Here is a 23,808-nt window from a genome sequence, read left to right as displayed (position 1 = left end):
GGGTGCCGGGTCCCGGCAAGGGCGGTGGGTCAGCGCACGCCCGTCTGGTAGACGTCGGGGATGCCGTCGGCGTTGTCGTCGCGGTTCTCCTCCTCCCACAGCCGCCGGTAGACGCGGTTGCGGCGGCGCAGGAGGACGGCGGCGAGGACGGCGGCGGTGGTCGAGCCGATCAGGACGGCGGCCTTGACGTGCTCGGTCTGCTCGGGGTCGGTGAAGGACAGTTCGCCGATCAGCAGGGCCACGGTGAAGCCGATGCCCGCGAGGACGGCCAGTCCCAGGACGTCCGCCCAGGCGAGGTCGGGGTTGAGTCTGGCCTTGGTGAAGCGGGCGGCGGCGTAGGTGCCGAGGAAGACGCCGAGGATCTTTCCGGCGACCAGTCCGACGAAGACCGCGAGCGGTTCCGGGTCCGTGAAGACCTCCAGCAGCGCGGCGCCGGAGACGCCGACCCCTGCGGCGAAGAGCGCGAAGAGGGGGACGGCGACGCCCGCCGAGAAGGGGTGGACCAGGTGGGAGACGCGGGCGGCCGGTGCCTCCTCCTCGCCGCTGTCGCGCCTGGTGCGCAGGATCAGGCCCATGGCGACACCGGCGACGGTGGCGTGGATGCCGCCGTTGTACATCAGCGCCCAGATCGCCACGCCCAGCGGCACGTACCACCACCAGCCGCGTACGCGGAGCCGCTGGAGCAGGTAGAAGACGACGAGTCCGGCTCCGGCCCCGGCGAGCGCCCACGGGTTGAGGTCGCTGGTGAAGAAGACGGCGATGATGAAGATGGCGCCGAGGTCGTCGACTACGGCGAGGGTGAGCAGGAACGCCCGCAGCGCGGCCGGGAGATGGGTGCTGATGACCGCCAGGACGGCCAGTGCGAAGGCGATGTCGGTGGCCATCGGCACCGCCCAGCCGTCCGTGCTGCCGCCGCCGAGGGCGGCGGTGAGCGTGTAGAGCCCGGCGGGGACGGCCATACCGCACAGGGCGGCGATCACCGGGAGCGCGGCCGTGGCGGGGGTGCGCAGTTCACCGAGGACGAGTTCACGCTTGAGCTCGATACCGGCGACGAGGAAGAAGACGGCCAGTAGTCCGTCCGCGGTCCAGTGGCCGACCGAGAGGTCGAGGCCGAGGGCGGGGATGCCGAAGTGGAGGTCGCGTACGGACTCGTAGGCCGCGGACCACGGGCTGTTCGCCCAGACGAGGGCGACGACGGCCGCGGCGAGCAGCACCAGTCCGCCGACCGTCTCGGTGCGCAGGGCCTCGGCGACGGCCTGGCGCTCCGGCCAGGGGAGCAGTCCGAGGACGGTCCTTCGGGGGCGTGCCTGGGTCATGGGAAGAAGCCTCCGGGGCAGTTCGGCGGCTGCTCCCCCGGAACGGACGCGAGGGTCCGCCCCCACCAAGGCGCGAGGTGGGGGCGGACCCTCGTGGGGAGCCGGGCCGCCGGGGGGGCGGTCAGACGGTGGTCTTCGCCGGCTCCTCGTCCTCGTCCGTCTCAAGACCGGCGTCACGCCGCTTGACGAAGTCGAGGAAGGAGTTCAGCTCCCGCTTGACGACCGGGGCGAGCAAGTACAGGCCGATGATGTTGATGACGGCGAGCAGGAAGAGCATCGCGTCGGCCATGTCGATCAGCGTCTGCAGCGTGAGCAGGGAGCCCGCGACCGCGAAGACGGTGTAGAGCACCTTGAAGGTCATCTCGCTGGTCCGGCTGTGACCGAACAGGTGGGTCCACGCCTTCATGCAGTAGTAGCCCCAGGTCAGCACCGTGGAGATGGCGAACAGCAGGACCGCGAGGGTCAGCACGTACGGGAACCAGGGCAGGACCGTCTCGAAGGCCGCGGAGGTGATGGTGACACCGCCGATGTCGCCGCCCTCACGCGCCTTGACGTAGGCGTCCGGGTTGGCGATGACGATGGTCAGCGCGGTCATGGTGCAGATGATGACCGTGTCGATGAACGGCTCCAGCAGGGCGACCAGGCCCTCACTGGCGGGGTGCTTGGTCTTCACCGCGGAGTGCGCGATGGGCGCGGAGCCGAGACCGGCCTCGTTGGAGAACGCGGCCCGCTTGAAGCCGATGATCAGCGCGCCGAGGACACCACCGGCGACGCCCTGCGGGTTGAACGCCTGCTCGATGATGGCGCCCAGGGCGGAGGGGACGGCGTCGACGTTGACGAGGATGACGACCAGGCAGGCGACGATGTAGATGCCGGCCATCGCGGGGACCAGGCGACTGGTGACCGAGGCGATGGAGCGGATGCCGCCGAGCAGCACGACGCCGACCAGCGCGGCGATCAGGATGCCGAAGAACAGGGCGCCGGCCGAGGAGCCCAGGGCGCCGTCCTCGCCGCCGGAGACGGAGACGAGCTGCGCGTAGGACTGGTTGACCTGGAAGAGGTTGCCGCCGAAGAGGCCGAAGAACAGCACGAAGAACGAGGCGAGGAGGGCGAGCACCTTGCCGAGGGTCTTGCCGTTCTTGCCGAAGCGCTCGGCCAGGCCCTTGGGCAGGTAGTACATCGGGCCACCGGAGACGGAGCCGTCGGCGTGCACCTCGCGGTACTTCACACCGAGGGTGACCTCGACGAACTTGGTCGCCATGCCGAGCAGACCGCAAATGATCATCCAGAAGGTGGCGCCCGGTCCGCCGATGGAGACGGCGACGGCCACACCAGCGATGTTGCCGAGGCCGACGGTGCCGGAGACCGCGGCGGTCAGCGCCTGGAAGTGGTTGACCTCACCGTCCGATCCCTTCTCGTCGTACTTGCCGCGCACGACGGCGACGGCCAGCCGGAACTTGCGCAGCTGGACGAAGCCGAACCAGCCGGTGAAGACAAGACCGGCCAGGGCCAGCCAGGTCACGATGAGCGGTACCTCGGCGCCCGCGATGGACACCGTGTAGAAGACCTTTTCGCCGAGCCAGGTCGCGACAGGTTCGAAGAATCCGCTGACGGCCTTGTCGACGGACTGGGTGATGGAATCGAGAGACACGATGGGGGGACCTCGTTGCGCAGGGCCGGCACACGGGGACGTGTGCGCCGACGGATGTGCGGTCGGTGAGCGAACGCCGTTGTCCGGACCGGCTGTTCGAGCGATCGAACTCCGCGGACTCGGAGCGTGATCACCTCGGTCGTGCTGCCGGCGGATGGCCGACGGCTTCACGGGGTGGCGAGGGGTGGTGCTACCTGCGAAGCTGGGCATTCCTAACACGGACCGCACACGGCGCAAGGTGATCCAGCTCACAACACCGTGGGTAACTAGGGAAAATCCCAGGAGTCGTGACACGACCGTTATTCGGACACCAATGTCCGTTCACCGGACATCTATTTGTTACCGCTGCGTGCAGTCACGAGTCCTGACTCATAGGCGAACACCACCAACTGCGCGCGGTCCCGGGCGCCCAGTTTGGTCATGGCACGGCTGATGTGCGTTTTGGCGGTGTACGGGCTGATCACCATGTGCTCGGCGATCTCCTCGTTGCTCAGTCCGCGCGCGGCCAGCGCGGTCACCTCGCGCTCGCGGTTCGTCAGGCACTCCAGGCCGGGGGCGGTGGCCCGGTCCGGCGGCCGGGCGACGAACTCTCCGATCAGGGTGCGGGTGACCGACGGGGAGAGCAGCGCCTCGCCGCGGGCCACGACCTCGATCGCCTGGAGCAGGTCGGCCGGTTCCGTGTCCTTGAGCAGAAAGCCGCTGGCGCCCGCGCGCAGCGCCTCGAACACGTACTCGTCGTGGCCGTAGTTGGTGAGGATGACCACGCGGACGTCGGCGAGGTCCGGGTCGGCGGCGATCAGGCGGGTGGCCTCAATGCCCGTCATCACCGGCATCTGGACGTCGATCAGCGCGATGTCGGGCACCTCGGCGCGGACCAGCTCCACCCCGCGCTCCCCGTCGGCCGCCTCGCCGACCACCTCGATGCCGTCCTCGGCGTCCAGCAGTGCCCGGAATCCGGCCCGCATCAGCGCCTGGTCGTCGACCAGCGCGACCCTGATCATCCCTCGCCCCCCGTGCTCATGCCGCTACCCCGAGTGGCAGCCGCGCCCGTACCGCGAATCCGCCCTCCTCGCGCGGGCCCGTGTGCAGGGTGCCGCCCAGGGCGGTGACGCGCTCCCGCATGCCGGTGAGGCCGATGCCGGGCACGGGCGGATGCTCCGGGTCGGCGTTCCCGTCGTCCTCCACGCGTATCTCCAGCTCCTCGTCCCCGTAGTCGAGCGTGACGGACACCTTGGCCTGGCCCGCGTGCCGGGCGGCGTTGGTCAGAGCCTCCTGGACGATGCGGTACACGGCCCGGTCCACGGTGGCGGGCAGGGGCCGCTCCTGGCCGCTCACGGTCAGCTCCGCCGCGAGACCGGCCGCCCGTGCCCGCTCCACCAGCAGCGCCGGGGTGCCGGTGGGCTCGTCGGTGCGCAGTACCTCCAGGGTGGAGCGCAGTTCGCGCATCGCCTCGCCGCTGGCCTCCTGGATGGCCAGCAGCGCGGGCGGCACCTCCTCCCCGCGCTTGCGGGCGAGGTGCACGGCGACCCCGGCCTGGAGCTTGACAATGGAGATCGAGTGGGTGAGCGAGTCGTGCAGCTCACGGGCGATGCGCAGGCGTTCCTCGCCCGCGCGGCGCAGGGCGGCCTCCTCGCGGGTGCGCTCGGCCTCCAGGGCGCGCTGTTCGGTCTGGCGCAGGTATGCCTGCCAGTTGCGGTCGGCGAGGCCGGTGATCACCGCGCACAGGAACCAGCCCGCGAGCAGCGCCGCCTTCTCCAGCACCTCCCGGCTGCCGGGCCCGGTAGCCACGTACGCCGCCAGGTACACCCCGCCGCCCGCCGCCGCGACCGCCCGGTGGCCGACCCGGGCCGCGGTGTGCACGGCACCGATGACGGGCAGGGCGGCCAGGGTGCCGGGCTGGGCGTGCAGGGTGTACGCGGCGCCGGTGAGGGCCGTCACGGCCAGCACGGCCCGGGGTGCGGCCCGGTAGAAGCCGAGGGCCGCGCAGGACAGGGCGATGAGGACGTAGTCGATCGCGGAGGCGTCCCCGTCGAGGGCGGCGGAGGTCAGCACGAGGGCGCCCACCACGACCGCCAGGGCGGCGTCGGCGAGGTGCCTGCGGGTGACCGGGATACCGCTCATGAGCGCACAGTAGACGCTCGTACCGACACCGGCGTCAGCCCTGTGGACAACTCCGGGACTACTCCCCACGCAGTAGTTCCGGCCCCGGTCCGGCCCCATCGGCGCAGCCCCAACTCCCTCCGGCCGTACGACGACCGGGCCCCCTCCCCCGGCGCACGCTGCTGCCCATGACCTCACTGTTCCGATACACCGAGCCCCTGCCGCCCAAGGCGGCCACCGGACGCGTCGCGGAGGTGTACGAGCAGATCTCCCGCGACTTCGGCATCGCCGAACCGCCCACCTTCGTGGTGCTGTCCGCGGCGCCCGAACTGCTCACCGCCACCTGGGCGTTGATGCGCGAGTCCCTGATCGCCGGCCCCGGCGGCCGGACCGGCAAGGAGATCGCCGCGTTCGGGGTGTCGAAGGCCAACGAGTGCCCGTTCTGCGTCTCCGCCCACACCGTGCTGCTGCACGCCACGGGCGACCACGCCCTTGCCGAGCGCCTCGCGCGGGGCGAGCGCCCGGAGAACGAGGAGCACGCGCGCGTGCTGGAGTGGGGCAAGAGGACCCGCATCCCGAGCCCCCAGTCCAAGCCCTTCCCCTTCCCCGCCGAGCACGCCCCGGGCTATCTCGGCACCGCGCTGGCGTTCCACTTCATCAACCGGATCGTCTCGGCGCTGCTGACGGAGAAGCTGATGCCGGGCAACGTCCAGCGCTTCCGGTGCGTCCGCAGCCTCGCGGGCCGCACCCTGTCCCGTACCGTGCGCCGACCCGCCCGGCCCGGAGAGGCGCTGCCCCTGCTGGAGGCCACCGACCCCGGCGAGGCCCCCGCGTGGGCGGGCGACAGCGCGGTGGGCCCGGCCTACGCGGCGCTGCTGAAGGCGGCCACGACGGGCGCCGCCCTCCTCGACGCCGACGACCAGGACCTCGTACGGGCGACGATGTGGGAGTGGGACGGGCGGCACCCGGGGCTCGGTCTTCAGGGCATCCCGGACCGCCGGGAGCGGCCCGGGGCCCGGCTGGCACTGCTGGCCGCGCTGGCGCCGTACCGGATCACCGACGAGGACGTGGCGGCGTGGCGGCGCCCGGAGCACACCGATCACTGTCTGCTGCACTTGGTGGCCTTCGGCGCCTTCACCGCCGTCGACCGGATCGAGTCGGCGCTGAGCCGGTCGATCGCGCGGGCATAGAGACCGTGCGGACAGAGACACCCCCGCGGACATAAACGGACATTCAACTCGCCTTTGGTTGGGCTCAGTCACCGCGCGCGCACGGAGCGAGTTGACACTTCCGCCCCACACATTGACGTGCAACACTGCGGTCCCGTCCGCAGTGCGGACTCCTCCGCACCGTCCCCCACGAAAAGTGCGCCGTGCGTCAACTTTCCCTGCCGCTCGCCCTGACCGCCCGCCTCTCGCCCGTCGTGGTGCTCGCCGCGGCGGGCTGGGCGCTGACGTCCGGTCCGTTCGCCCCGGCATCGGACGCCCAGCCCCAGGCGCGCGGTCAGAACCAGGAACAGACGGAGAACAAGTCCGCCTCCGCGCCGTCCACCTCGGCCGCGTCGAAGACGTACACGGCCGCGCCCGACCCCTGTGACAGCGTTGCCGCCAAGACGGTGACCGCGCTCGTCCCGGGCGCGAAGAAGGACGGCAAGGAGATACCGTCCACGGACACCAAGCTGCGCCGCACCTGCTCCTGGAACGCCCTCAAGGGCTACGACTACCGCTGGCTCGACGTCTCCTTCGAGATTAAGGAGACGGACGAGGCCGCGCAGAAGGCGTTCAAGGACCGGGTCGCGGACAAGAGCGGCGGTGGCGATGTCCCGGGCGTCGGGGACGCGGGCTACTCGGTGGTGAACCTGACCACCGAGGACAAGCAGGAGACCCGCGAGGGCGTGGTGCTGGTCCGGGTCTCCAACGCGCTGGTCGTCGTCACCTACAACGGCAGCGACTTCGAGACGAAGAAGGCGCCGAGTACGGACGAGATCAACAAGGGCGCCATCAAGGCCGCCAAGGACGCGGTGGCGGCGCTGGGGAACGGCCAGTAGGGCCGACCGTTCCCCGGTCACCGGGTCAGACGGTGTGCTCCCTGCGGCGGCGCGGCAGCATCAGGGCGAGGTACAGCACCATCGAGGTGCCGAGACCGACCGCCCAGCCGTAGTCGGCCAGCGACGACAGCGCCGGGATGGGTGTGCCGTCGATCAGCGGGTCGAAGTCCGCCCCGCCGATGGCAAGGACGCCGCCGACGAGGAAGGCCACCACGGCCCGCCAGTTCCAGCCGCCCTCGTACCAGTACCGGCCGCCCGTGCGGTACAGGTCGGTCAGGTCCAGGCGGGAGCGGCGCAGGATCCAGTAGTCGGCGATGAGGATGCCGGCGACGGTGCCGAGCAGACCGCCCACCAGGCCGAGCCAGGTGAAGATGTAGCCCTGCGGGTCGGAGTACAGCTTCCACGGGAAGATCAGCACGCCGAGCACACAGGTGGCGAGCGCGCCGGTGCGGAAACTGATCCTCCGGGGCGCGATGTTGGAGAAGTCGAAGGCCGGGGAGACCAGGTTGGCGGCGATGTTCACCGACAGGGTCGCCACCAGCACGGTCACCAGGGCGAAGAGCAGCCCGACCACGTTGTCGGTCTTGGCGGCGAGCTGCACCGGGTCCCAGATCGGCTCGCCGTAGACGGCGGCCGAGCCGGAGGTGACCATCACCGACAGGAACGCGAACAGGGTCATGGTGGTCGGCAGGCCGAGGGCCTGGCCCCAGGTCTGTGCCTTCTGGCTCTTTCCGTACCGGGTGAAGTCGGGGATGTTCAGCGAGAGCGTGGACCAGAAGCCGATCATGCCCATGAGGGACGGCCAGAACAGCGCCCAGAAGTCGCTGCCCCAGCCGAGCTTGGACGGCTGGTCGAGCAGCGGGCCGAAGCCGCCGGCCTTGTCGCTCATCCACCACAGCATCACGAACGCGCCGACCAGCACGAACGGCGCGGCCCAGTTCTCGAACCGGCGCAGCGTCTCCATGCCCCGGTAGATGATCGCGACCTGGATCGCCCAGAAGATCGCGAAGGACAGCCACATCGTCCAGGCGTACCCGCCGATCTTCCCGGCGTCCGCCCAGCCGTCGCCGATCAGCTTCCCGGCGAGGAAGAAGATCGCCTCGCCGCCGATCCAGGTCTGGATGCCGAACCAGCCGCAGGCCACCAACGCCCGCACGACAGCAGGGAGGTTGGCGCCGCGGATGCCGAAGGAGGCACGGGCGAAGACGGGGAAGGGGATGCCGTACTTGGGCCCGGCGTGCCCGGTGAGCAGCATCGGCACCAGCACGATGACGTTGGCCAGGGCGATGGTGAACACCGCCTGTTTCCAGTCCATGCCGACCGCGATGAGCCCGGAGGCGAGGGTCCAGGAGGCGGTGTTGTGGGCCATGCCGACCCACAGCGCGGAGAAGTTGTACGTGGTCCAGGTGCGCTTCTCCACCGGGACCGGCAGGAGGTCGTCGTTGGCGTACGGGCCGCTGGGCGGCGGGGACCCCGGGGCGAGCTCCACCCGCCCGTCGGCGAGGGTGACTTGGGAGGACGACGGTATCGCTGTGGAAGCGGTGTCTGTCATGGGCAGGCCAATCAAGGGACGGTGGGACGGGAAAGGCCGTGCGGGTGTCGCCGAGGGGGGTGCGCTGCTTGAGCGTCCTGTACCCCCTTCCCGGGACGGCGGGAAGGGGGAGACACGGGGAGGGAGTTCAGCCGTTGAGCGCGGGGATGACATGCGCCCCGTACGCGTCGATGACGGCTTCCTGGGCGTCGTGCATGTCGTAGACGGCGAACTGGTCGACTCCCAGTTCGCGCAGGGCGTTCAGCTTCTCGATGTGCTTCTCGACCGGGCCGATGACACAGAACCGGTCGACGATCTCGTCGGGCACGAAGGCGGTGTCGGGGTTGTCGGCGCGGCCGTGGTGGGAGTAGTCGTAGCCCTCACGGGCCTTGATGTAATCGGTCAGTTCCTCGGGGACGGCGCCGGTGTGCTCGCCGTACTTGGCGACCAGGTCGGCCACGTGGTTGCCGACCATGCCGCCGAACCAGCGGCACTGCTGGCGGGCGTGGGCGAGCGCCTCGGGCGAGTCGTCCTCGGTGACGTAGGCCGGGGCGGCGACGCAGATCGTCACCTCGTCGGGGTCGCGTCCGGCGGCCCGCGCCGCGTCCTTGACCGCCTTGACCATGTACTCGGTGAGATACAGGTCGGAGAGCTGCAGGATGAAGCCGTCGGCCTCCTCGCCGGTCATCTTCAGCGCCTTCGGCCCGTACGCGGCCATCCAGACGGGGAGTTCGGCGCCCGGCTTGATCCACGGGAACTTGATCACCGTGCCGCCGAGGTCGGCCTCCTCGCCCCGGCCGAGGGCGCGGATGACCTTCATGGCCTCGCTGATCCGGGCGAGCGTGTTGGGCTTGCGCCCGGCCACCCGCATCGCGGAGTCGCCGCGGCCGATGCCGCAGACCGTGCGGTTGCCGAACATGTCGTTGAGGGTCGCGAAGGTCGAGGCGGTGACCTCCCAGGTACGGGTGCCCGGGTTGGTGACCATCGGGCCGACCTTCAACCTCTCGGTATGGGAGAGGATCTGACTGTAGATCACGAACGGTTCCTGCCAGAGCACGGCCGAGTCGAAGGTCCAGCCGTGCGTGAAGCCGTTGCGCTCGGCCCGCTTCATCAGGCTGACGACCTTCGAGGCGGGCGGGTCGGTCTGCAGGACGAGTCCGAAGTCCATGTGCGCCACTCCTAGTTGAGGTACTGACAGGTGGAGCGGGGCGTGTAGGTTCCGTGCCCGGCGCGGCCGGTGTACTCCCGCTCGTTGATGACGACTTCGCCGCGCGAGAGGACCGTCTCCACCCGGCCGGTGGTGCGCTTGCCCTCGTAGGCCGAGTAGTCGACGTTCATGTGGTGGGTCTCGGCCGAGATGACCTGCTCGGCGCCGGGGTCGTAGATGACGATGTCGGCGTCGGAGCCCGGCGCGATGGTGCCCTTCTTCGGGTACATGCCGAACATGCGGGCCGGGGTGGCGCAGGCGATCTCGATCCAGCGGCGGCGCGAGAGGTGCCCGTCGACCACGGCCTGGTGCAGCAGGTCCATCCGGTTCTCCACGCCCGGCATACCGTTGGGGATCTTGGAGAAGTCGCCGCGGCCCAGCTCCTTCTGCCCGACGAAGCAGAACGGGCAGTGGTCGGTGGAGACCACCTGGAGGTCGTTGGTGCGCAGGCCCTTCCACAGCTGTGCCTGGTGCTCGCGCGGGCGGAGGGGCGTGCTGCACACGTACTTGGCGCCCTCGAAGCCGGGCTCGGCGAGGTTGTCGGTGGACAGGAACAGGTACTGCGGGCAGGTCTCACCGAAGACGTTCAGCCCCTCGTCACGGGCCCTGGCGAGCTCCGCGACCGCCTCCATCGCCGAGACGTGCACGACGTACAGCGGCGCCCCGGCGACCTGGGCGAGCCGGATGGCCCGGTGGGTGGCCTCGGCCTCCAGCAGGGCCTTGCGGACCTCGCCGTGGTAGCGCGGGTCGGTCTCGCCGCGCGCCAGGGCCTGTTCCACGAGCACGTCGATGGCGATGCCGTTCTCGGCGTGCATCATGATCAGCCCGCCGTTCTCGGCGGAGCGCTGCATGGCGCGCAGGATCTGGCCGTCGTCGGAGTAGAAGACGCCCGGGTAGGCCATGAACTGCTTGAAGGAGGTGACGCCCTCCTCCACCAGCAGGTCCATCTCCTTGAGCGTGTCCTGGTTCACGTCGGAGACGATCATGTGGAAGCCGTAGTCGATGGCGCAGTTGCCCTCGGCCTTGGCGTGCCAGGCGTCGAGCCCTTCCCGAAGCGAGTGCCCGACGCTCTGCACGGCGAAGTCCACGATGGTCGTGGTGCCGCCCCAGGCGGCGGCCCTGGTGCCGGTCTCGAAGGTGTCGGAGGCGAAGGTGCCGCCGAAGGGCAGCTCCATGTGGGTGTGGGCGTCGACGCCGCCCGGGATGACGTACTTGCCCGTCGCGTCGATGACGCGGTCCGCGCCCCACTCCTGGGTGCCGGGCACGGCGAGGGCGGCGACCCGGCCGTCCTCGATCAGGACGTCGGCGTGGACCTCGTCGGACGCGGTGATGACGAGACCGCCACGGATGACGGTACGAGTGCTCATGGTCCCTCTCCTCCCTAGGTCGGCGACGGGTCAGGGCGCGGTCAGCGGCGTGTACGCCCCCGGTGCCCGGTCGCGGTAGAACTGCCAGCGGTCGCGGACCTCGCGCAGCTTGGCCAGGTCCAGGTCGCGGACGACGAGTTCGGTCTCCTTGTCGCTGGCCACCTCGCCGACGAACTGGGCCTCGGGGTCCACGAAGTAGGTGGTGCCGTAGAAGTCGTTGTCGCCGAGGTCCTCGACGCCGACGCGGTTGATCGCGCCCACGAAGTACTCGTTGGCGACGGCGGCGGCCGGCTGCTCCAGCTGCCACAGGTAGCGGGACAGGCCGCGCGAGGTGGCCGAGGGGTTGAAGACGATCTCGGCGCCGTTCAGGCCCAACGCCCGCCAGCCCTCCGGGAAGTGGCGGTCGTAGCAGATGTAGACGCCGATTTTCCCGACGGCGGTCTCGAAGACCGGCCAGCCGCTGTTCCCGGGGCGGAAGTAGAACTTCTCCCAGAATCCCTGGACTTGGGGGATGTGGGTCTTGCGGTACTTGCCGAGGTAGGAGCCGTCGGCGTCGATGACGGCGGCGGTGTTGTAGAGGACGCCGGGCTGTTCCTCCTCGTACATCGGCAGCACCAGCACGAGGCCCAGTTCCTTCGCGAGCGCCTGGAAGCGCCGCACGGTCGGGCCCTCGGGGATCTGTTCCGCGTACTCGTAGAACGCCTTGTCCTGCACCTGGCAGAAATAGGGCCCGTAGAACAGCTCCTGGAAGCACAGGACTTGAGCGCCTTGCGCGGCCGCGTCGCGGGCCGCCTGCTCATGGACCTGGATCATGGATTCCTTGTCGCCCGTCCACGCGGTCTGGAAGAGGGCGGCGCGGATCACTCGGCTCATCGGGACCTCCGGTCGCTCGGTGTGCAGTGAGCGTAGGAAGTCGCGAGGGCGGGCTTCGATTGGCACGGTGTCACGTCTGCGGCCCTGCGGCGTGCCACCGTGTCACCCTTTCCCGGACGCATGTTTCACCGCCGTTTTCCCAGGTCGTGAGGTGTTTCAGCCTTGTTGCGCGTCGTGTGCGAGCAGGGCGATGTGCACGGAGGCCGCCTGCTCGAAGTCGTCGAGGTCCACTCCGAGCCGGGCCTGTATCGCCTCCAGGCGGCGGTAGAGGGCGGGGCGGGAGACGTGGTGGAGCTGGGCGGTGCGGGACTTGTTGCGGCCGGTGGCGAGGTAGGTGCGCAGCACGGCGAGCAGGTCCTCGTCCGGGCCGCACAGCAGCCCGTCCAACTCCCGTTCCGCGAAGGACTGCACATGCGGGTCGTCCCGCAACAGCCGGACCAGGCCGCGCAGATGAACGTCCCGCAGCCGCACCACGTCGGGCAGGTCGAGGGCGTCGGCGACCGCTTCGGCCACGTGCCGGGCCTCGCGCAGTCCGGCCGGTACGTCGTCGAAGGCGGTGCGCGGGTCGGCGGCGGCCACGACGGTGCCGGGCGCCTCCGCGCGCAGCCGGGCGGCGAAGTTGGCGGTGAGGACCCCCGCGTCCTGGTCCCGGGCGAGGCTGAGCAGCACGGCGGTGGCCGAGTCGGCGAGTTCGGCGACCAGTCCGGGCAGGCCCAGCATCCGCAGCACGCGGTCGAGATGGGCGGGGTCGCCGTCGCGGACGACCAGGGGCACGAAGGTGCGCCGGTTGACGGGCAGTCCGGCCGCCCGTGCCCGCGGCAGCAGGTGGCGGGCCGGTACGACACCGCTGACCAGGTCGGTGAGCAGGCTCTGCGCGGACTGCTCCTCCCAGCTGCCGGTGGCGGTGCCGCCGAGCATGTGGTGCAGGACCAGCGCCTCGGCGGCGCGGTCGGCGAGCAGGCGGCCGGTGGCAATGTCGCCGCGGTACCCGCACAGCACGATGCGGCCCCAGCGTTCGCCCCGGCCGCCGAGTTCGGCGCGGATCCAGCCGTCGCCCTCGCTGCCGCCGGCCTGCCGGGAGATGCGTTCCCAGTCGCGCAGCACGTCGTCCACGGCGGACCGCTCCCCTGCCGTGGCCAGCACCCGGTGGGCGAGGTTGGTGACGACGACCGGGCAGGCGCTGTGCTGGGCGACCTCGTCGAGGAGGCGTTGCAGCGGGGCGCCCGCGGTGATCAGCCCGGTCAGCGCGGTGCGCACCGACTCCGAGAGACTGACGGCGGCGAACTTGCGCCGCACCAGCCGGGACTGGACCTCCTCGGTCAGCTCCGCGAACGGGAACGGCCGGTGCAGCACGACCAGGGGCAGCCCGCAGCGCTCGGCGGCGCGGCGCATGACCTCCGGGGCGGCCGGGAAGGCGCGGCCGAGCCCGAGGACCACGGCCGCGGCCTCCGCGCGGTGCAGGGAGCGGATGTACTCGGCCTGCGCGGCCTCGTCCCCGGCGAGCAGCACCCCGGTGGTGAGCACCATCTCGCCGCCGCTGAGCATGACTCCGACGTCGGCGGCCTCGGCCACGTGCACCCAGCGCACCGGACGGTCGAGCTGTCCGGCACCGGCCACCACCTCGGGCTCCCCGGCCAGCACCCTTTCCAGGCCGAGGACCTGACGGACCGACAGGGCGGGTTCCAGGGTGCTGGTCATGGTCGTGCCGTCCCTTACTGAAGGCTCCTGAGAGCGCGCTCCAGGATCGCGGCGCCCTCCTCGGCCTCCGCCACCGTCAGCGACAGCGGCGGGGCCACTCTGAGCGCGCTGGTGTCGTGCCCGCCGCCCTTGCCGATCAGCAGCCCGCCCGAGCGTGCCTCCTCCAGGACTGCGGAGGCCGCCTCCGGGGCTGCCGCGCCGGTGGTGGGGTCGGCCAGCTCGATCCCGATCATCAGCCCGCGCCCGCGCACTTCGCGTACGTACGGCACCTGCGCGGCGACCGCGCGCAGCCGCTCGATGAGCAGCCCGCCGACCCGACGGGCGTTGCCCTGGAGGTCGTGCTCCAGCAAGTAGGTGAGGTTGGCCAGGCCCGCCGCCATGGTGATCTGGGTGCCGCCGAACGTCGAAATGCTGTTGGCGTCCAGGCAGTTCATGATCTCGGAGCGGGCGATCACCCCGCCGATGGACATGCCGTTGCCGATGCCCTTGGCGAAGGTGACGATGTCCGGCGGGCCGTTGTGCCCGTGGGCCTGCCAGCCCCAGAAGTGGTCGCCGGTGCGGCCCCAGCCGGTCTGCACCTCGTCGGCGATCCACAGGATGCCGCGCTCGGCGAGGACCTCGCGGAAGGCCGCGTACAGGCCGTCCGGGCCGGAGGTGAAGCCGCCGACGCCCTGGATGGGCTCGGCGATCAGGGCGGCGGGCGGGCGGGTGTGGCCGAGGAGGTCCTTCAGGTCGTCGACGCAGGCCGCGATGAAGGCGCGGTCGTCGAGGTCGGCGTACGGGCCCCGGGTGCGGACGCCGCCGTGCACGTACAGCGTCTGGAGCGGGGACAGGGAGGTTGGGGACCAGCCGCGGTTGCCGGTGATGCCGACCGCACTGAAGGAACGGCCGTGGTAGCTGTTGCGCATCGCCAGGATCGTGTTGCTGCGGCGGTACGTCGTGGCGAGCAGCAGGGCGGTGTCGTTGGCCTCGGTGCCGGAAGTGGTGAAGAAGACCCGGGCGTCCGGGATGCCGGACAACTTCGCGATCCGCTCGGCCAGTTCGACCATCGGGCGGTTCAGGTACAGGGTCGAGGAGTGGACGATCCGCCCGGCCTGCTCGCCGACCGCCTTGGTGATCTCGGGCAGGGCGTGGGCGGTCATGGTGGTGAGGATGCCGCCGAAGAAGTCCAGGTACTGGTTGCCGTCGGAGTCCCAGACGTGGCGGCCCTCGCCGTGGGTGATCTCCAGCGGGTCCTCGTAGTAGAGGGCGAGCCAGTCGGGCAGGACCCGGCGGTGGCGTCCCAGCAGATCGTCGGTCACGGCTGCACCAGCCCTTCGTAGGCGTCGGGACGGCGGTCGCGGTAGAAGGCCCACTGCTGCCGTACCTCTTCGATGACGTCGAAGTCGAGGTCGCGGACGATCAGTTCCTCCTTGCTGTCGCTGGCGGCCTCACCCACGAACTGTCCACGCGGGTCGACGAAGTAACTCGTGCCGTAGAAGTCGTTGTCGCCGTACTCCTCGACGCCGACGCGGTTGATCGCGGCGACGAAGTACTCGTTGGCGACCGCTGCCGCCGGCTGCTCCAGGCGCCACAGGTAGGAGGAGAGCCCGCGGTGGGTGGCGGAGGGGTTGTAGACGAGCTGGGCGCCGTTCAGGCCCAGTTGCCGCCAGCCCTCGGGGAAGTGCCGGTCGTAGCAGATGTAGACGCCGACCTTGCCGACGGCGGTGTCGAAGACCGGCCAGCCGAGGTTTCCGGGCTTGAAGTAGTACTTCTCCCAGAAGCCCTTCACCTGCGGGATGTGGTGCTTTCGGTACTTGCCGAGGTAGGAGCCGTCGGCGTCGATCACGGCGGCGGTGTTGTAGTAGAAGCCGGACTGCTCGATCTCGAAGACCGGTACGACGATCACCATGCCGGTCTCGCGGGCCAGTTCCCGCATCCGGGTCACCGTCGGGCCGTCCGGGACCGGCTCCGCCCAGCGGTAGTGCTCCGGCTCCTGGACCTGGCAGAAGTAGGGGGCGTTGAAGACTTCCTGGAACCCGATCACCTTGGCGCCCCGGCGGGCCGCCTCACGGGCGTGCTCCTCGTGCTTCGCCACCATGGACTCGGTGTCGCCGGTCCAGGTGGCCTGGACCAGAGCGGCGCGGACGACGTTGGCCATGAGCTGCTCCTTCGACGGGACGTCAGAGCCTCTACGCCCGTAGACGCAGGTCGTAGAGGCACGAACGTAAGCCTCCCGGACGGGCTTGCCAAGACCATCGTCGCCAACCCGCTGAGTCGGGGCGGTTTCACACTCCTGTGGGTGAGTGCCCGCCCCGGCCGGGGCCCCGGTCAAGCGGCGAATCCGGCGACCCTCAGCGCGTGGACGAGGTCCCAGTGGCGCTCCTCCGACACACCCCGGGCGGCCTCCAGCAGCAACGGTACGAGGGTATGGGGGTCGGGTGCCACGCTGCGGGCCGCTTCCTCGGGGGTGCGAGCCCGGACGTAGACGTCGAGTAAAGCGGAGATCTCGCGCCTGCGGCCCGCCCCTACCAGGTCCAGTACGGCCTGTCCGATCTCCTCCGGGGGCCGGGCGACCCCCTGCCGCAGGATCTGCTCCGCGTCGGCGTCCCGCCCGGCGGCGGCCAGGGCGTCCGCCGCGGCCACCAGCCGGTCGGCGGGCAGCGAGGCGGCCTCCCACAGCAGGGTGGCCCAGTCGGCGCCGAGCCCGGCCCGCTGGAGTTCCACGGCGAGCAGCGGGAAGCGGGCGGCGGCGGAGTAGGTGATCTCGGCGAGCAGCGCGTGCGCCTCGCCGCTGCGGCCCTCGCGGCGCAGCCGCATCAGCCGCCCGACGGCGTCCACGACCTCCCGCCGGTCGGCGCCGTCCAGCTCCGCGGCCCGCGGCGCCGCCTCCTCCACGACCTCCGCGGCCCCGGCGAACCGCGCGCCCCGGGGCGTGACCCGCCCGACACCGTCGGCTTCGGCCACAACCGGTGCGGGGGTGGGCGGAACGACGACGGGCGGCGCCACGTCCTCCTCGATCCCGGCGAACCGTGCGCTCCCCCGGCGGCGCTTGCGTTGTTTGGGGGCGGGGGGAGGTGAGGAGTCGGCGGGAGGTGGTGTCGAGGGGGGAGGGGCCTGTGCCGGCTGCGGGGCTTGCTGCGGTTGTGGGGCGGGGGGATGGAAGGGCATCCCTTGGAGTGACGGGCCGGACGGGGTCTCCGGGGCCCAGGAGTGCCCGGGTCCGGCAGCCGCTCCAGGACCCGCCGCGCGCCCGGACTCGGACGGGGCACCCGTGGCCCACGCGTGCCCGGGTCCGGCAGCGGCTTCCTGAGCCAGTGGGCGCCCGGGTTCGGACGGGACGTCCGAAGCCCAGGACCCCCCGGGCCGAGCCGCCGCTCCAGGACCCGACGGACGCCCGGACTCGGCCGAAGCACCCGAGGCCCAGGATCCCCGGGATCGAGCCGCCCCTTCAGGACCCGACGCGCGCCCGGACTCGGCCGAAGCACCCGTGGCCCACGCGTGCCCGGACTCGGCCGCCGCTCCCGGAGCAGACCCGCGCCACGGCCCGGACGGGACGTCCGAGGCCCAGGAGTGGCCCGCTCCCGACGACGTATCCGGCGCCGACGGGCGGCCGCTCCCCGACGGTGCCCCCTGCGCCGGGACCCGGCCGCCGGTGACGTACCCGGTCCGGTCCGCGTCCCGCTCCGCCCTCGGCCCCGGCCTTGCCCCCTGCCCCTGCTCCGGCCCTGGCCCTGGCCCCGCCCCCGGGCCTGGCCCCGTCCCGGCTCCGGCTCCGGCTCCCGCTCCCGCTCCCGCTCCCGCTTCCAGCGCAGCCGCCCGCCCAGGCATCGCACGGCGGTCCCGTTCGGCCATGCGGGCGCGGAGTTCGGCGCAGCGGGCGGTGGCTCGGGCGTGGTCGTCCTGGGCCCAGGCCAGGTCGAGGCGGAGGGCGTCGGCCTCGTCCTGCGTGGTGGCGTGGGACAGGGCCCGGTTCAGCTGGGCCTGCCGTTCCACGGCGTACCGCTGCTCGCGGAGCATCACGTCGAGCCGGTCGCCGAGGGCGTCCCGCCCGCCGGGGCGGGCGTCGTAGGCGAGCAGCGCGGCGGTGTGCAGGGCGCGGGCCCGTTCCGCTTCGGCCTGGACGGCCGGGGCGCCGTACCGCGCCGCGAGGTCCTGGAGCAGCGCCTCCACCACGTCCCACGGCGGTACTTCCCGCCCGTCGAGGCAGGCCCGCATACCGTCCGGGTCGCGCTGCCAGAACACCCCGCACCAGCCGCCGCCCTGATCGAGGCGCGCCATCAGGTCGTTCAGGTAGTTCGCGAACTCCCCCACGCGTGCAGGGAGTTGTTCCACAACCATGCCCAACACTCCCGCCAGAACGGAGCACTACCGTCCGCCAGGCAACACCAGTCGTGTTACGGGGAGGCTACGGGGAGTTTTCCATAGGGACGCAGAGTGCACCGGTCCTGCCGGAACGTGACACGGAGGGCGGCTACGCCGCGGCCGGCACGCACAGCCCGGCGAGTTCGTCCATGGACAGACCGAGTACCCGGGCCAGCGCGGCCACGGTGAAGAACGCCGGGGTGGGCGCCCGGCCGGTCTCGATCTTGCGGAGCGTCTCGGCGGAGATCCCGGCCAGCGCCGCGATCTCCGTCATGCTCCGCCCGCCGCGGGCCTCGCGGAGCAGACGGCCGAGCCGTTCGCCGCGCTCGCGTTCTTCCTGGGTGAGAGGGGTGCGCACCATGACCCCATTCTAATACCGGTATAGTAATTGGCATGGTGGAGCTGAAGACCAACACATCGATCGATGCCATGCACGCCGCCGGACAGGTGCTCGCCCGCGCCCTGACGGCCGTACGACAAGCCGCTGACGTGGGCGTTTCCCTGCTGGAGCTGGACGAGGTGGCGCGCGGGGTGCTGCGCGAGGCAGGAGCGGACTCACCGTTCCTCGGCTACCGGCCCTCCTTCGCGCCGACCCCTTTCCCGGCGGTCATCTGCGCCTCCGTGAACGACGCGATCGTGCACGGCATCCCGACCGCCTACCGCCTGCGCGACGGCGACCTCGTCTCCATCGACTGCGGCGCCCGGCTCGACGGCTGGGCCAGCGACTCGGCGATCAGCTTCACCGTGGGCCGGCCGCGCCCGGCGGACGTCCGCCTGATCGAGACCGCCGAGCGGGCCCTCGCGGCCGGGATCGAGGCGGCGGTGGTCGGCAACCGCATCGGCGACATCGCGCACGCCATCGGCACGGTCTGCCGCGGCGCCGGCTACGGCATCCCGGACGGCTTCGGCGGCCACGGCATCGGCCGCCAGATGCACGAGGACCCCTCGGTCCCCAACGAGGGCCGCCCCCACCGCGGCATGCGCCTGCGCCACGGCATGGTCCTGGCCATCGAGCCCATGCTCATCGCGGGCGGCACGGACGGTTACCACGCGGCCCCCGACGGCTGGACCCTCAAGACCAACGACGGCAGCAGAGCGGCCCACGCGGAACACACGGTGGCCATCACGGAGGACGGACCGAGGGTCCTGACGGACAGGGGCTAGCAGTCCGCACCCGAGGGCCGCCTGAACGTGCCCCGCCGTACAGAACATGCCATCGTTGCATGAACGCACCATGTCCGGTTTACCCGACTCCGGTACGTCGTCAACGAAGGTACGAACCGATGAGCAACGGCTACAAGCCCCCGGAGGGCTACGGCTCGGAGGGCTACGGCGACCCCTTCGGAGAGTTCCTCGCGCGCTTCTTCGGCGGCCCCCGCCCCGGCCCCCGCCAGATCAACATCGGCCAGCTGCTCAGCCGACCGGCCAGGGACCTCGTCCGCGGCGCCGCCCAGTACGCCGCCGAGCACGGCAGCCGTGACCTGGACACCCAGCACCTGCTGCGCGCCGCGCTGTCCGCGGAGCCGACCAGGAGCCTGCTGAGCCGGGCCGGGGCCGACCCCGACTCGCTGGCCTCGGCGATCGACGAGCGCTCGGGCCCCGTCCAGCACCCGCCGGGCGAGGTCCCGCCGCCGACCTCGCTGTCGCTCACCCCGGCCGCCAAGCGCGCCCTGCTGGACGCGCATGACCTGGCGCGGTCCCGCGGGGCGGGCTACATCGGCCCGGAGCACGTGCTCAGCGCCCTCGCGGCGAACCCGGACTCGGCCGCCGGGCACATCCTGAACTCGGCGCGCTTCGAGCCGCCCGCCCCGCCCGAGGCCCCGGAGACGACGCAGCGGCCGGAGCGCCAGCACACGGGCGAGACGCCCACGCTGGACAAGTACGCCCGCGATCTGACCGACCTGGCCCGTCAGGGCCGGATCGATCCGGTGATCGGCCGGGACGAGGAGATCGAGCAGACCATCGAGGTGCTCTCCCGGCGCGGCAAGAACAACCCCGTGCTGATCGGCGACGCGGGCGTCGGCAAGACCGCCGTGGTGGAGGGCCTGGCCCAGCGGATCACCGACGGGGACGTCCCGGACGTACTGCTCGGGCGGCGGGTGGTCGCCCTGGATCTGACGGGGGTGGTGGCGGGCACCCGCTACCGGGGCGACTTCGAGGAGCGCATGAACTCCATCGTGGGCGAGATCCGCGCCCACTCCGACCGGCTGATCGTCTTCATCGACGAACTGCACACCGTGGTGGGCGCCGGGGGCGGCGGCGAGGGGGGCTCGCTGGACGCGGGCAACATCCTCAAGCCCGCGCTGGCCCGCGGCGAGCTGCACATCGTGGGCGCCACCACGCTGGAGGAGTACCGGCGGATCGAGAAGGACGCGGCGCTCTCCCGCCGCTTCCAGCCGATCCTGGTGCCCGAGCCGACTCCGGCGGACGCCATCGAGATCCTGCGCGGCCTCCGGGACCGCTACGAGGCCCACCACCAGGTCCGCTACAGCGACGAGGCCCTGGTGGCCGCCGTGGAGCTGTCCGACCGCTATCTCACCGACCGCAGACTGCCGGACAAGGCGATCGACCTGATCGACCAGGCGGGCGCCCGGGTCCGGCTGCGCTCGCGCACCAAGGGCACCGATGTACGGGCCATGGAGCGCGAGGTGGAGCGGCTGTCCCGGGACAAGGACCAGGCCGTCGCGGACGAGAGCTACGAGCAGGCCACGCAACTGCGCGACCGGATCGTGGAGTTGAAGCAGCGCATCGCGGACGCAGAGGGCGGTGACGCGGCCGACGAGGGCAACCTGGAGGTGACCGCCGAGGCGATCGCGGAGGTGGTGTCCCGGCTGACCGGCATCCCGGTGGCCAGTCTGACCGAGGAGGAGAAGGACCGGCTGCTGCACCTGGAGGAGCATCTGCACGAGCGGGTGGTCGGCCAGGACGAGGCGGTCCGGGTGGTCTCCGAGGCGGTGCTGCGTTCGCGGGCCGGGCTCGCCAGCCCGGACCGGCCGATCGGCAGCTTCCTCTTCCTCGGCCCGACCGGCGTCGGCAAGACCGAGCTGGCCCGCGCGCTGGCGGAGGCGCTGTTCGGCAGCGAGGAGCGCATGGTCCGGCTCGACATGAGCGAGTACCAGGAGCGGCACACGGTCAGCCGGCTGGTGGGCGCCCCGCCCGGCTATGTCGGCCACGAGGAGGCGGGCCAGCTCACCGAGGTGGTGCGCAGGCACCCGTACTCGCTGCTGCTGCTCGACGAGGTGGAGAAGGCGCACCCGGACGTCTTCAACGTGCTGCTCCAGGTGCTGGACGACGGGCGGCTCACCGACTCCCAGGGCCGCACGGTGGACTTCACCAACGCGGTGATCGTGATGACCAGCAACCTCGGTTCCGACGCCATCACCCGGGGCGCCGGCGGGATCGGGTTCGGCGGGGGCGACGCCGAAGCCGACGAGGAGGCGCGCCGGGAGCGGATCCTGCGGCCGCTGCGGGAGCACTTCCGGCCGGAGTTCCTGAACCGGATCGACGAGATCGTGGTGTTCAAGCAGCTCGACGCCGAGCAGTTGCGGCGGATCACCAACCTGCTGCTGGACCACACGCGCCGGATGGCAAAAGCGCAGGAGGTGTCGGTGGAGTTCACCGACCGGTCGGTGGACTGGCTGTCCGAGCGCGGCTACCAGCCCGAGTACGGCGCCCGGCCGCTGCGCCGCACCATCCAGCGCGAGGTCGACAACCGGCTCTCGCGGCTGCTGCTGGACGGCCATGTCACCAAGGGCGGCCGGGTGACGGTGGACGTCGAGGACGGGCGGCTGGCGTTCCGGACCGACGGCCCGGACACCCAGCGGGTACAGGCGCCGCCCGCCCCCGAGTCCTGACTACCGCGCCGGGCGCACCACCATCGCGGAGCCGCCGCCGCGGCGTTCCTTCTCGGCGGCGGCGAGCCACTTGCCGCCCGGCAGCCGCTGCACGCCGGTGGCCGCGCCGATCTCGGGGTTGAGCCGGAAGCCGTGCCCGATGGCCTCCAGCTTCGTGCGCAACGGACTGTCGTACAGGCCCGGTTCGAGCTCGGTGGTGGTCTGGTTGCGCTGGCTGGCACGGGGCGCGGCGATGGCGTCGACCAGCGGCAGGCCCCGGTCCAGGTGGCCGGTGAGGGTCTGCAGCACGGTGGTGATGATGGTCGCGCCGCCCGGTGAACCGAGCGCCACCACCGGCTTGTCGTGCCGGTCCAGGACGATGGTCGGCGACATCGACGAACGCGGCCGCTTGCCCGGCCCCGGCAGGTTGGGGTCGTGGACGTCCGGGCTCGCCGGGGCGAAGGAGAAGTCGGTCAGTTCGTTGTTGAGGAGGAAGCCGCGGCCCGGCACGGTGATGCCGCTGCCGCCGGTCTGCTCGATGGTGAGGGTGTAGGAGACGACGTTGCCCCACTTGTCGGCGACGGTGAGGTGGGTGGTGCTGTCGCCCTCGTAGGTGGTGGGGGCCGCTGTTCCCCTCGCGTCGCAGCCGGCCGGGTCGCGCGGGTCGCCGGGCGCGACCGGGCTGGTGAGCACCGCGTCGTCCTTGATGAGGCACTCGCGCGAGTCGGCGTACCGCTGCGAGAGCAGTTCCTTGGTCGGTACGTCCTCGAAGGCCGGGTCGCCGACCCAGCGGCCCCGGTCCGCGAAGGCGATGCGGCTGGCCTCGATGTAGCGGTGGAGGTAGCGGACCTCGCTCGCCCTGGACAGGTCGGAGTGCTCCAGGATGTTCAGCGCCTCGCCGACGGTGGTGCCGCCGGAGGAGGAGGGCGCCATGGAGTACACGCCGTAGCCGCGGTAGGAGGCCTTGCTCGGTGCCTGGAGCTTGGTGCGGTAGGCCGCCAGGTCCCGGGTGGTGAGGTCGCCGGGGCGGGCGTTCCAGCCAGAGGCGGGGTCCACGGGCGGGCGGTTGACGGTGTCGACGATGTCGTGGGCGAGCCTGCCCCGGTAGAGGGTGTCGACGCCCTTGCGGGCGATCTCCGCGTAGGTGCGGGCGAGGTCGGGGTTCTTGAAGGTGGAGCCGACGGCGGGAAGCCGCCCGCCCGGCAGGAACAGGTCGGCGGTGTCGGGGAAGTAGCGGAAGCGGGTCTCGTTGGCGGCGGTCTGGGCACGGAAGGTCTCGTCGACGGTGAAGCCCTCGCGGGCGAGCCGCTCGGCGGGCTTGAGCACCGACTTCAGGCTGCGGCTGCCCCACCGGTCCAGCGCCCGCTGCCAGGTGGCGGGCGTGCCGGGCGTGCCGACGCTCAGTCCGCTGCTGACGGCCTCGGCGAACGGGATCGGCGCGCCGTTCTCCAGGAACAGCCCCGGGTCCGCGCTGAGCGGGGCGGTCTCGCGGCCGTCGATGGTGCGTACCGTGCGGGAGTCGGCGTCGTAGTAGACGAAGTAGCCGCCACCGCCGATACCGGCGGAGTAGGGCTCGGTGACGCCGAGCGCGGCGGCGGTGGCGACGGCCGCGTCGACGGCGTTGCCGCCCTTCCTGAGCACCTCGATGCCCGCGGCGGAGGCGTCCGCGTCGACGCTGGCGACGGCACCGCCGTACCCGACGGCGACGGGGACCTTGCCGGTGGCCTTCCCGGCAGCGGCGGGCGGCGCCGCGGCCCCCACCGACACCACGGCGGCCGAGACCGCCAGGACCGACAGCTTGCGTGCGACTAACCGACGCATCCGCACCTCCAGTCAGGGAC

18 protein-coding genes are annotated in these 23,808 nt (G+C 71.6%); 4 read left to right on the top strand and 14 right to left on the bottom strand.

Annotation, left to right across the window (positions count from 1 at the left end):
• Positions 1–29: 29 nt before the first annotated feature.
• From nhaA to GA0115233_RS09140, 4 genes are all read right to left on the bottom strand, one after another.
• Positions 30–1,316 carry a Na+/H+ antiporter NhaA gene (nhaA, locus tag GA0115233_RS09155; protein WP_093719627.1) on the bottom strand — a complete coding sequence of 429 codons (1,287 nt, stop codon included), beginning with the start codon at positions 1,314–1,316 and terminating at the stop codon, positions 30–32.
• A gap of 121 nt (positions 1,317–1,437) precedes the next feature.
• The gene (locus tag GA0115233_RS09150; RefSeq protein ID WP_093719626.1) at positions 1,438–2,967 is read right to left on the bottom strand and encodes an alanine/glycine:cation symporter family protein; all 1,530 of its coding nucleotides are present in this window, start codon (positions 2,965–2,967) and stop codon (positions 1,438–1,440) included.
• A 332-nt stretch (positions 2,968–3,299) separates the two neighbouring features.
• A complete protein-coding gene (locus tag GA0115233_RS09145) occupies positions 3,300–3,968 on the bottom strand; it encodes a response regulator (RefSeq protein ID WP_093719625.1) in 669 nt (222 codons plus the stop codon).
• Between the two features lie 16 nt (positions 3,969–3,984).
• On the bottom strand, positions 3,985–5,088 hold the full coding sequence (locus GA0115233_RS09140; RefSeq protein WP_093719624.1) for a sensor histidine kinase: 1,104 nt from the start codon (positions 5,086–5,088) through the stop codon (positions 3,985–3,987).
• A 167-nt stretch (positions 5,089–5,255) separates the two neighbouring features.
• On the opposite strand from GA0115233_RS09140, the gene GA0115233_RS09135 reads away from it, so the two are divergent.
• Both GA0115233_RS09135 and GA0115233_RS09130 read left to right on the top strand, forming a co-directional pair.
• Positions 5,256–6,257, top strand: a complete 1,002-nt coding sequence (locus GA0115233_RS09135) for a carboxymuconolactone decarboxylase family protein (RefSeq protein WP_093719623.1) — start codon at positions 5,256–5,258, stop codon at positions 6,255–6,257.
• A gap of 182 nt (positions 6,258–6,439) precedes the next feature.
• Positions 6,440–7,114: a hypothetical protein gene (locus tag GA0115233_RS09130; protein WP_093719622.1), complete on the top strand. Its 675-nt coding sequence runs from the start codon at positions 6,440–6,442 to the stop codon at positions 7,112–7,114.
• Positions 7,115–7,139: 25 nt separating this feature from the next.
• Here the strand turns inward: GA0115233_RS09130 and GA0115233_RS09125 are convergent, their stop codons facing one another.
• From GA0115233_RS09125 to GA0115233_RS09085, 9 genes are all read right to left on the bottom strand, one after another.
• A complete protein-coding gene (locus GA0115233_RS09125) occupies positions 7,140–8,666 on the bottom strand; it encodes an NCS1 family nucleobase:cation symporter-1 (RefSeq protein WP_176711694.1) in 1,527 nt (508 codons plus the stop codon).
• A 127-nt stretch (positions 8,667–8,793) separates the two neighbouring features.
• Positions 8,794–9,813 carry a TIGR03842 family LLM class F420-dependent oxidoreductase gene (locus GA0115233_RS09120; protein ID WP_093719620.1) on the bottom strand — a complete coding sequence of 340 codons (1,020 nt, stop codon included), beginning with the start codon at positions 9,811–9,813 and terminating at the stop codon, positions 8,794–8,796.
• Between the two features lie 11 nt (positions 9,814–9,824).
• Positions 9,825–11,219 (bottom strand): dihydropyrimidinase, encoded by a 1,395-nt coding sequence (gene hydA, locus GA0115233_RS09115; protein WP_093719619.1) that lies wholly within the window; start codon positions 11,217–11,219, stop codon positions 9,825–9,827.
• Positions 11,220–11,249: 30 nt separating this feature from the next.
• Positions 11,250–12,092, bottom strand: coding sequence for a nitrilase-related carbon-nitrogen hydrolase (locus GA0115233_RS09110; protein WP_093719618.1), 843 nt, complete (start codon positions 12,090–12,092; stop codon positions 11,250–11,252).
• Between the two features lie 156 nt (positions 12,093–12,248).
• Positions 12,249–13,790: a PucR family transcriptional regulator gene (locus GA0115233_RS09105; RefSeq protein ID WP_093719617.1), complete on the bottom strand. Its 1,542-nt coding sequence runs from the start codon at positions 13,788–13,790 to the stop codon at positions 12,249–12,251.
• Between the two features lie 14 nt (positions 13,791–13,804).
• On the bottom strand, positions 13,805–15,091 hold the full coding sequence (locus tag GA0115233_RS09100; protein ID WP_093719616.1) for an aspartate aminotransferase family protein: 1,287 nt from the start codon (positions 15,089–15,091) through the stop codon (positions 13,805–13,807).
• Complete coding sequence (locus tag GA0115233_RS09095; RefSeq protein WP_093719615.1) at positions 15,088–15,930, bottom strand: nitrilase-related carbon-nitrogen hydrolase; 843 nt, start codon at positions 15,928–15,930, stop codon at positions 15,088–15,090. The genes GA0115233_RS09100 and GA0115233_RS09095 overlap by 4 nt, the downstream gene beginning before the upstream one ends.
• Positions 15,931–16,100: 170 nt before the next feature.
• A complete protein-coding gene (locus tag GA0115233_RS09090) occupies positions 16,101–18,110 on the bottom strand; it encodes a hypothetical protein (RefSeq protein ID WP_093719614.1) in 2,010 nt (669 codons plus the stop codon).
• Between the two features lie 133 nt (positions 18,111–18,243).
• Positions 18,244–18,495 carry a helix-turn-helix domain-containing protein gene (locus GA0115233_RS09085; protein ID WP_093719613.1) on the bottom strand — a complete coding sequence of 84 codons (252 nt, stop codon included), beginning with the start codon at positions 18,493–18,495 and terminating at the stop codon, positions 18,244–18,246.
• Positions 18,496–18,527: 32 nt separating this feature from the next.
• Here GA0115233_RS09085 and map point away from each other — a divergent pair, with 32 nt between their 5' ends.
• Positions 18,528–19,298 carry a type I methionyl aminopeptidase gene (map, locus tag GA0115233_RS09080; protein WP_093719612.1) on the top strand — a complete coding sequence of 257 codons (771 nt, stop codon included), beginning with the start codon at positions 18,528–18,530 and terminating at the stop codon, positions 19,296–19,298.
• A gap of 119 nt (positions 19,299–19,417) precedes the next feature.
• Complete coding sequence (locus tag GA0115233_RS09075) at positions 19,418–21,988, top strand: ATP-dependent Clp protease ATP-binding subunit (RefSeq protein WP_093719611.1); 2,571 nt, start codon at positions 19,418–19,420, stop codon at positions 21,986–21,988.
• Here GA0115233_RS09075 and ggt read toward each other — a convergent pair whose 3' ends face one another.
• Positions 21,989–23,788, bottom strand: a complete 1,800-nt coding sequence (ggt, locus tag GA0115233_RS09070; protein WP_176711693.1) for a gamma-glutamyltransferase — start codon at positions 23,786–23,788, stop codon at positions 21,989–21,991.
• Between the last annotated feature and the right edge of the window lie 20 nt (positions 23,789–23,808).

This window comes from Streptomyces sp. DI166 (assembly GCF_900091315.1).
Taxonomy (GTDB): Bacteria; Actinomycetota; Actinomycetes; order Streptomycetales; family Streptomycetaceae; genus Streptomyces; species Streptomyces fuscus.
The sequence above is the reverse complement of the archived record's forward strand: the minus strand, read 5'-3'. Positions and strand labels throughout refer to the sequence as shown.

Excerpts from the sequence above, each read along its gene's own strand:
- GA0115233_RS09075 (WP_093719611.1), top strand. The coding sequence starts at position 19,418 with ATGAGCAACGGCTACAAGCCCCCGGAGGGCTACGGCTCGGAGGGCTAC.
- GA0115233_RS09110 (WP_093719618.1), bottom strand. The coding sequence starts at position 12,092 with ATGAGCCGAGTGATCCGCGCCGCCCTCTTCCAGACCGCGTGGACGGGC.
- GA0115233_RS09085 (WP_093719613.1), bottom strand. The coding sequence starts at position 18,495 with ATGGTGCGCACCCCTCTCACCCAGGAAGAACGCGAGCGCGGCGAACGG.
- GA0115233_RS09120 (WP_093719620.1), bottom strand. The coding sequence starts at position 9,813 with ATGGACTTCGGACTCGTCCTGCAGACCGACCCGCCCGCCTCGAAGGTC.
- GA0115233_RS09095 (WP_093719615.1), bottom strand. The coding sequence starts at position 15,930 with ATGGCCAACGTCGTCCGCGCCGCTCTGGTCCAGGCCACCTGGACCGGC.
- nhaA (WP_093719627.1), bottom strand. The coding sequence starts at position 1,316 with ATGACCCAGGCACGCCCCCGAAGGACCGTCCTCGGACTGCTCCCCTGG.
- GA0115233_RS09135 (WP_093719623.1), top strand. The coding sequence starts at position 5,256 with ATGACCTCACTGTTCCGATACACCGAGCCCCTGCCGCCCAAGGCGGCC.
- GA0115233_RS09145 (WP_093719625.1), bottom strand. The coding sequence starts at position 3,968 with ATGATCAGGGTCGCGCTGGTCGACGACCAGGCGCTGATGCGGGCCGGA.
- map (WP_093719612.1), top strand. The coding sequence starts at position 18,528 with ATGGTGGAGCTGAAGACCAACACATCGATCGATGCCATGCACGCCGCC.
- GA0115233_RS09125 (WP_176711694.1), bottom strand. The coding sequence starts at position 8,666 with ATGACAGACACCGCTTCCACAGCGATACCGTCGTCCTCCCAAGTCACC.
- hydA (WP_093719619.1), bottom strand. The coding sequence starts at position 11,219 with ATGAGCACTCGTACCGTCATCCGTGGCGGTCTCGTCATCACCGCGTCC.
- GA0115233_RS09105 (WP_093719617.1), bottom strand. The coding sequence starts at position 13,790 with ATGACCAGCACCCTGGAACCCGCCCTGTCGGTCCGTCAGGTCCTCGGC.
- ggt (WP_176711693.1), bottom strand. The coding sequence starts at position 23,788 with ATGCGTCGGTTAGTCGCACGCAAGCTGTCGGTCCTGGCGGTCTCGGCC.
- GA0115233_RS09090 (WP_093719614.1), bottom strand. The coding sequence starts at position 18,110 with ATGGTTGTGGAACAACTCCCTGCACGCGTGGGGGAGTTCGCGAACTAC.
- GA0115233_RS09140 (WP_093719624.1), bottom strand. The coding sequence starts at position 5,088 with ATGAGCGGTATCCCGGTCACCCGCAGGCACCTCGCCGACGCCGCCCTG.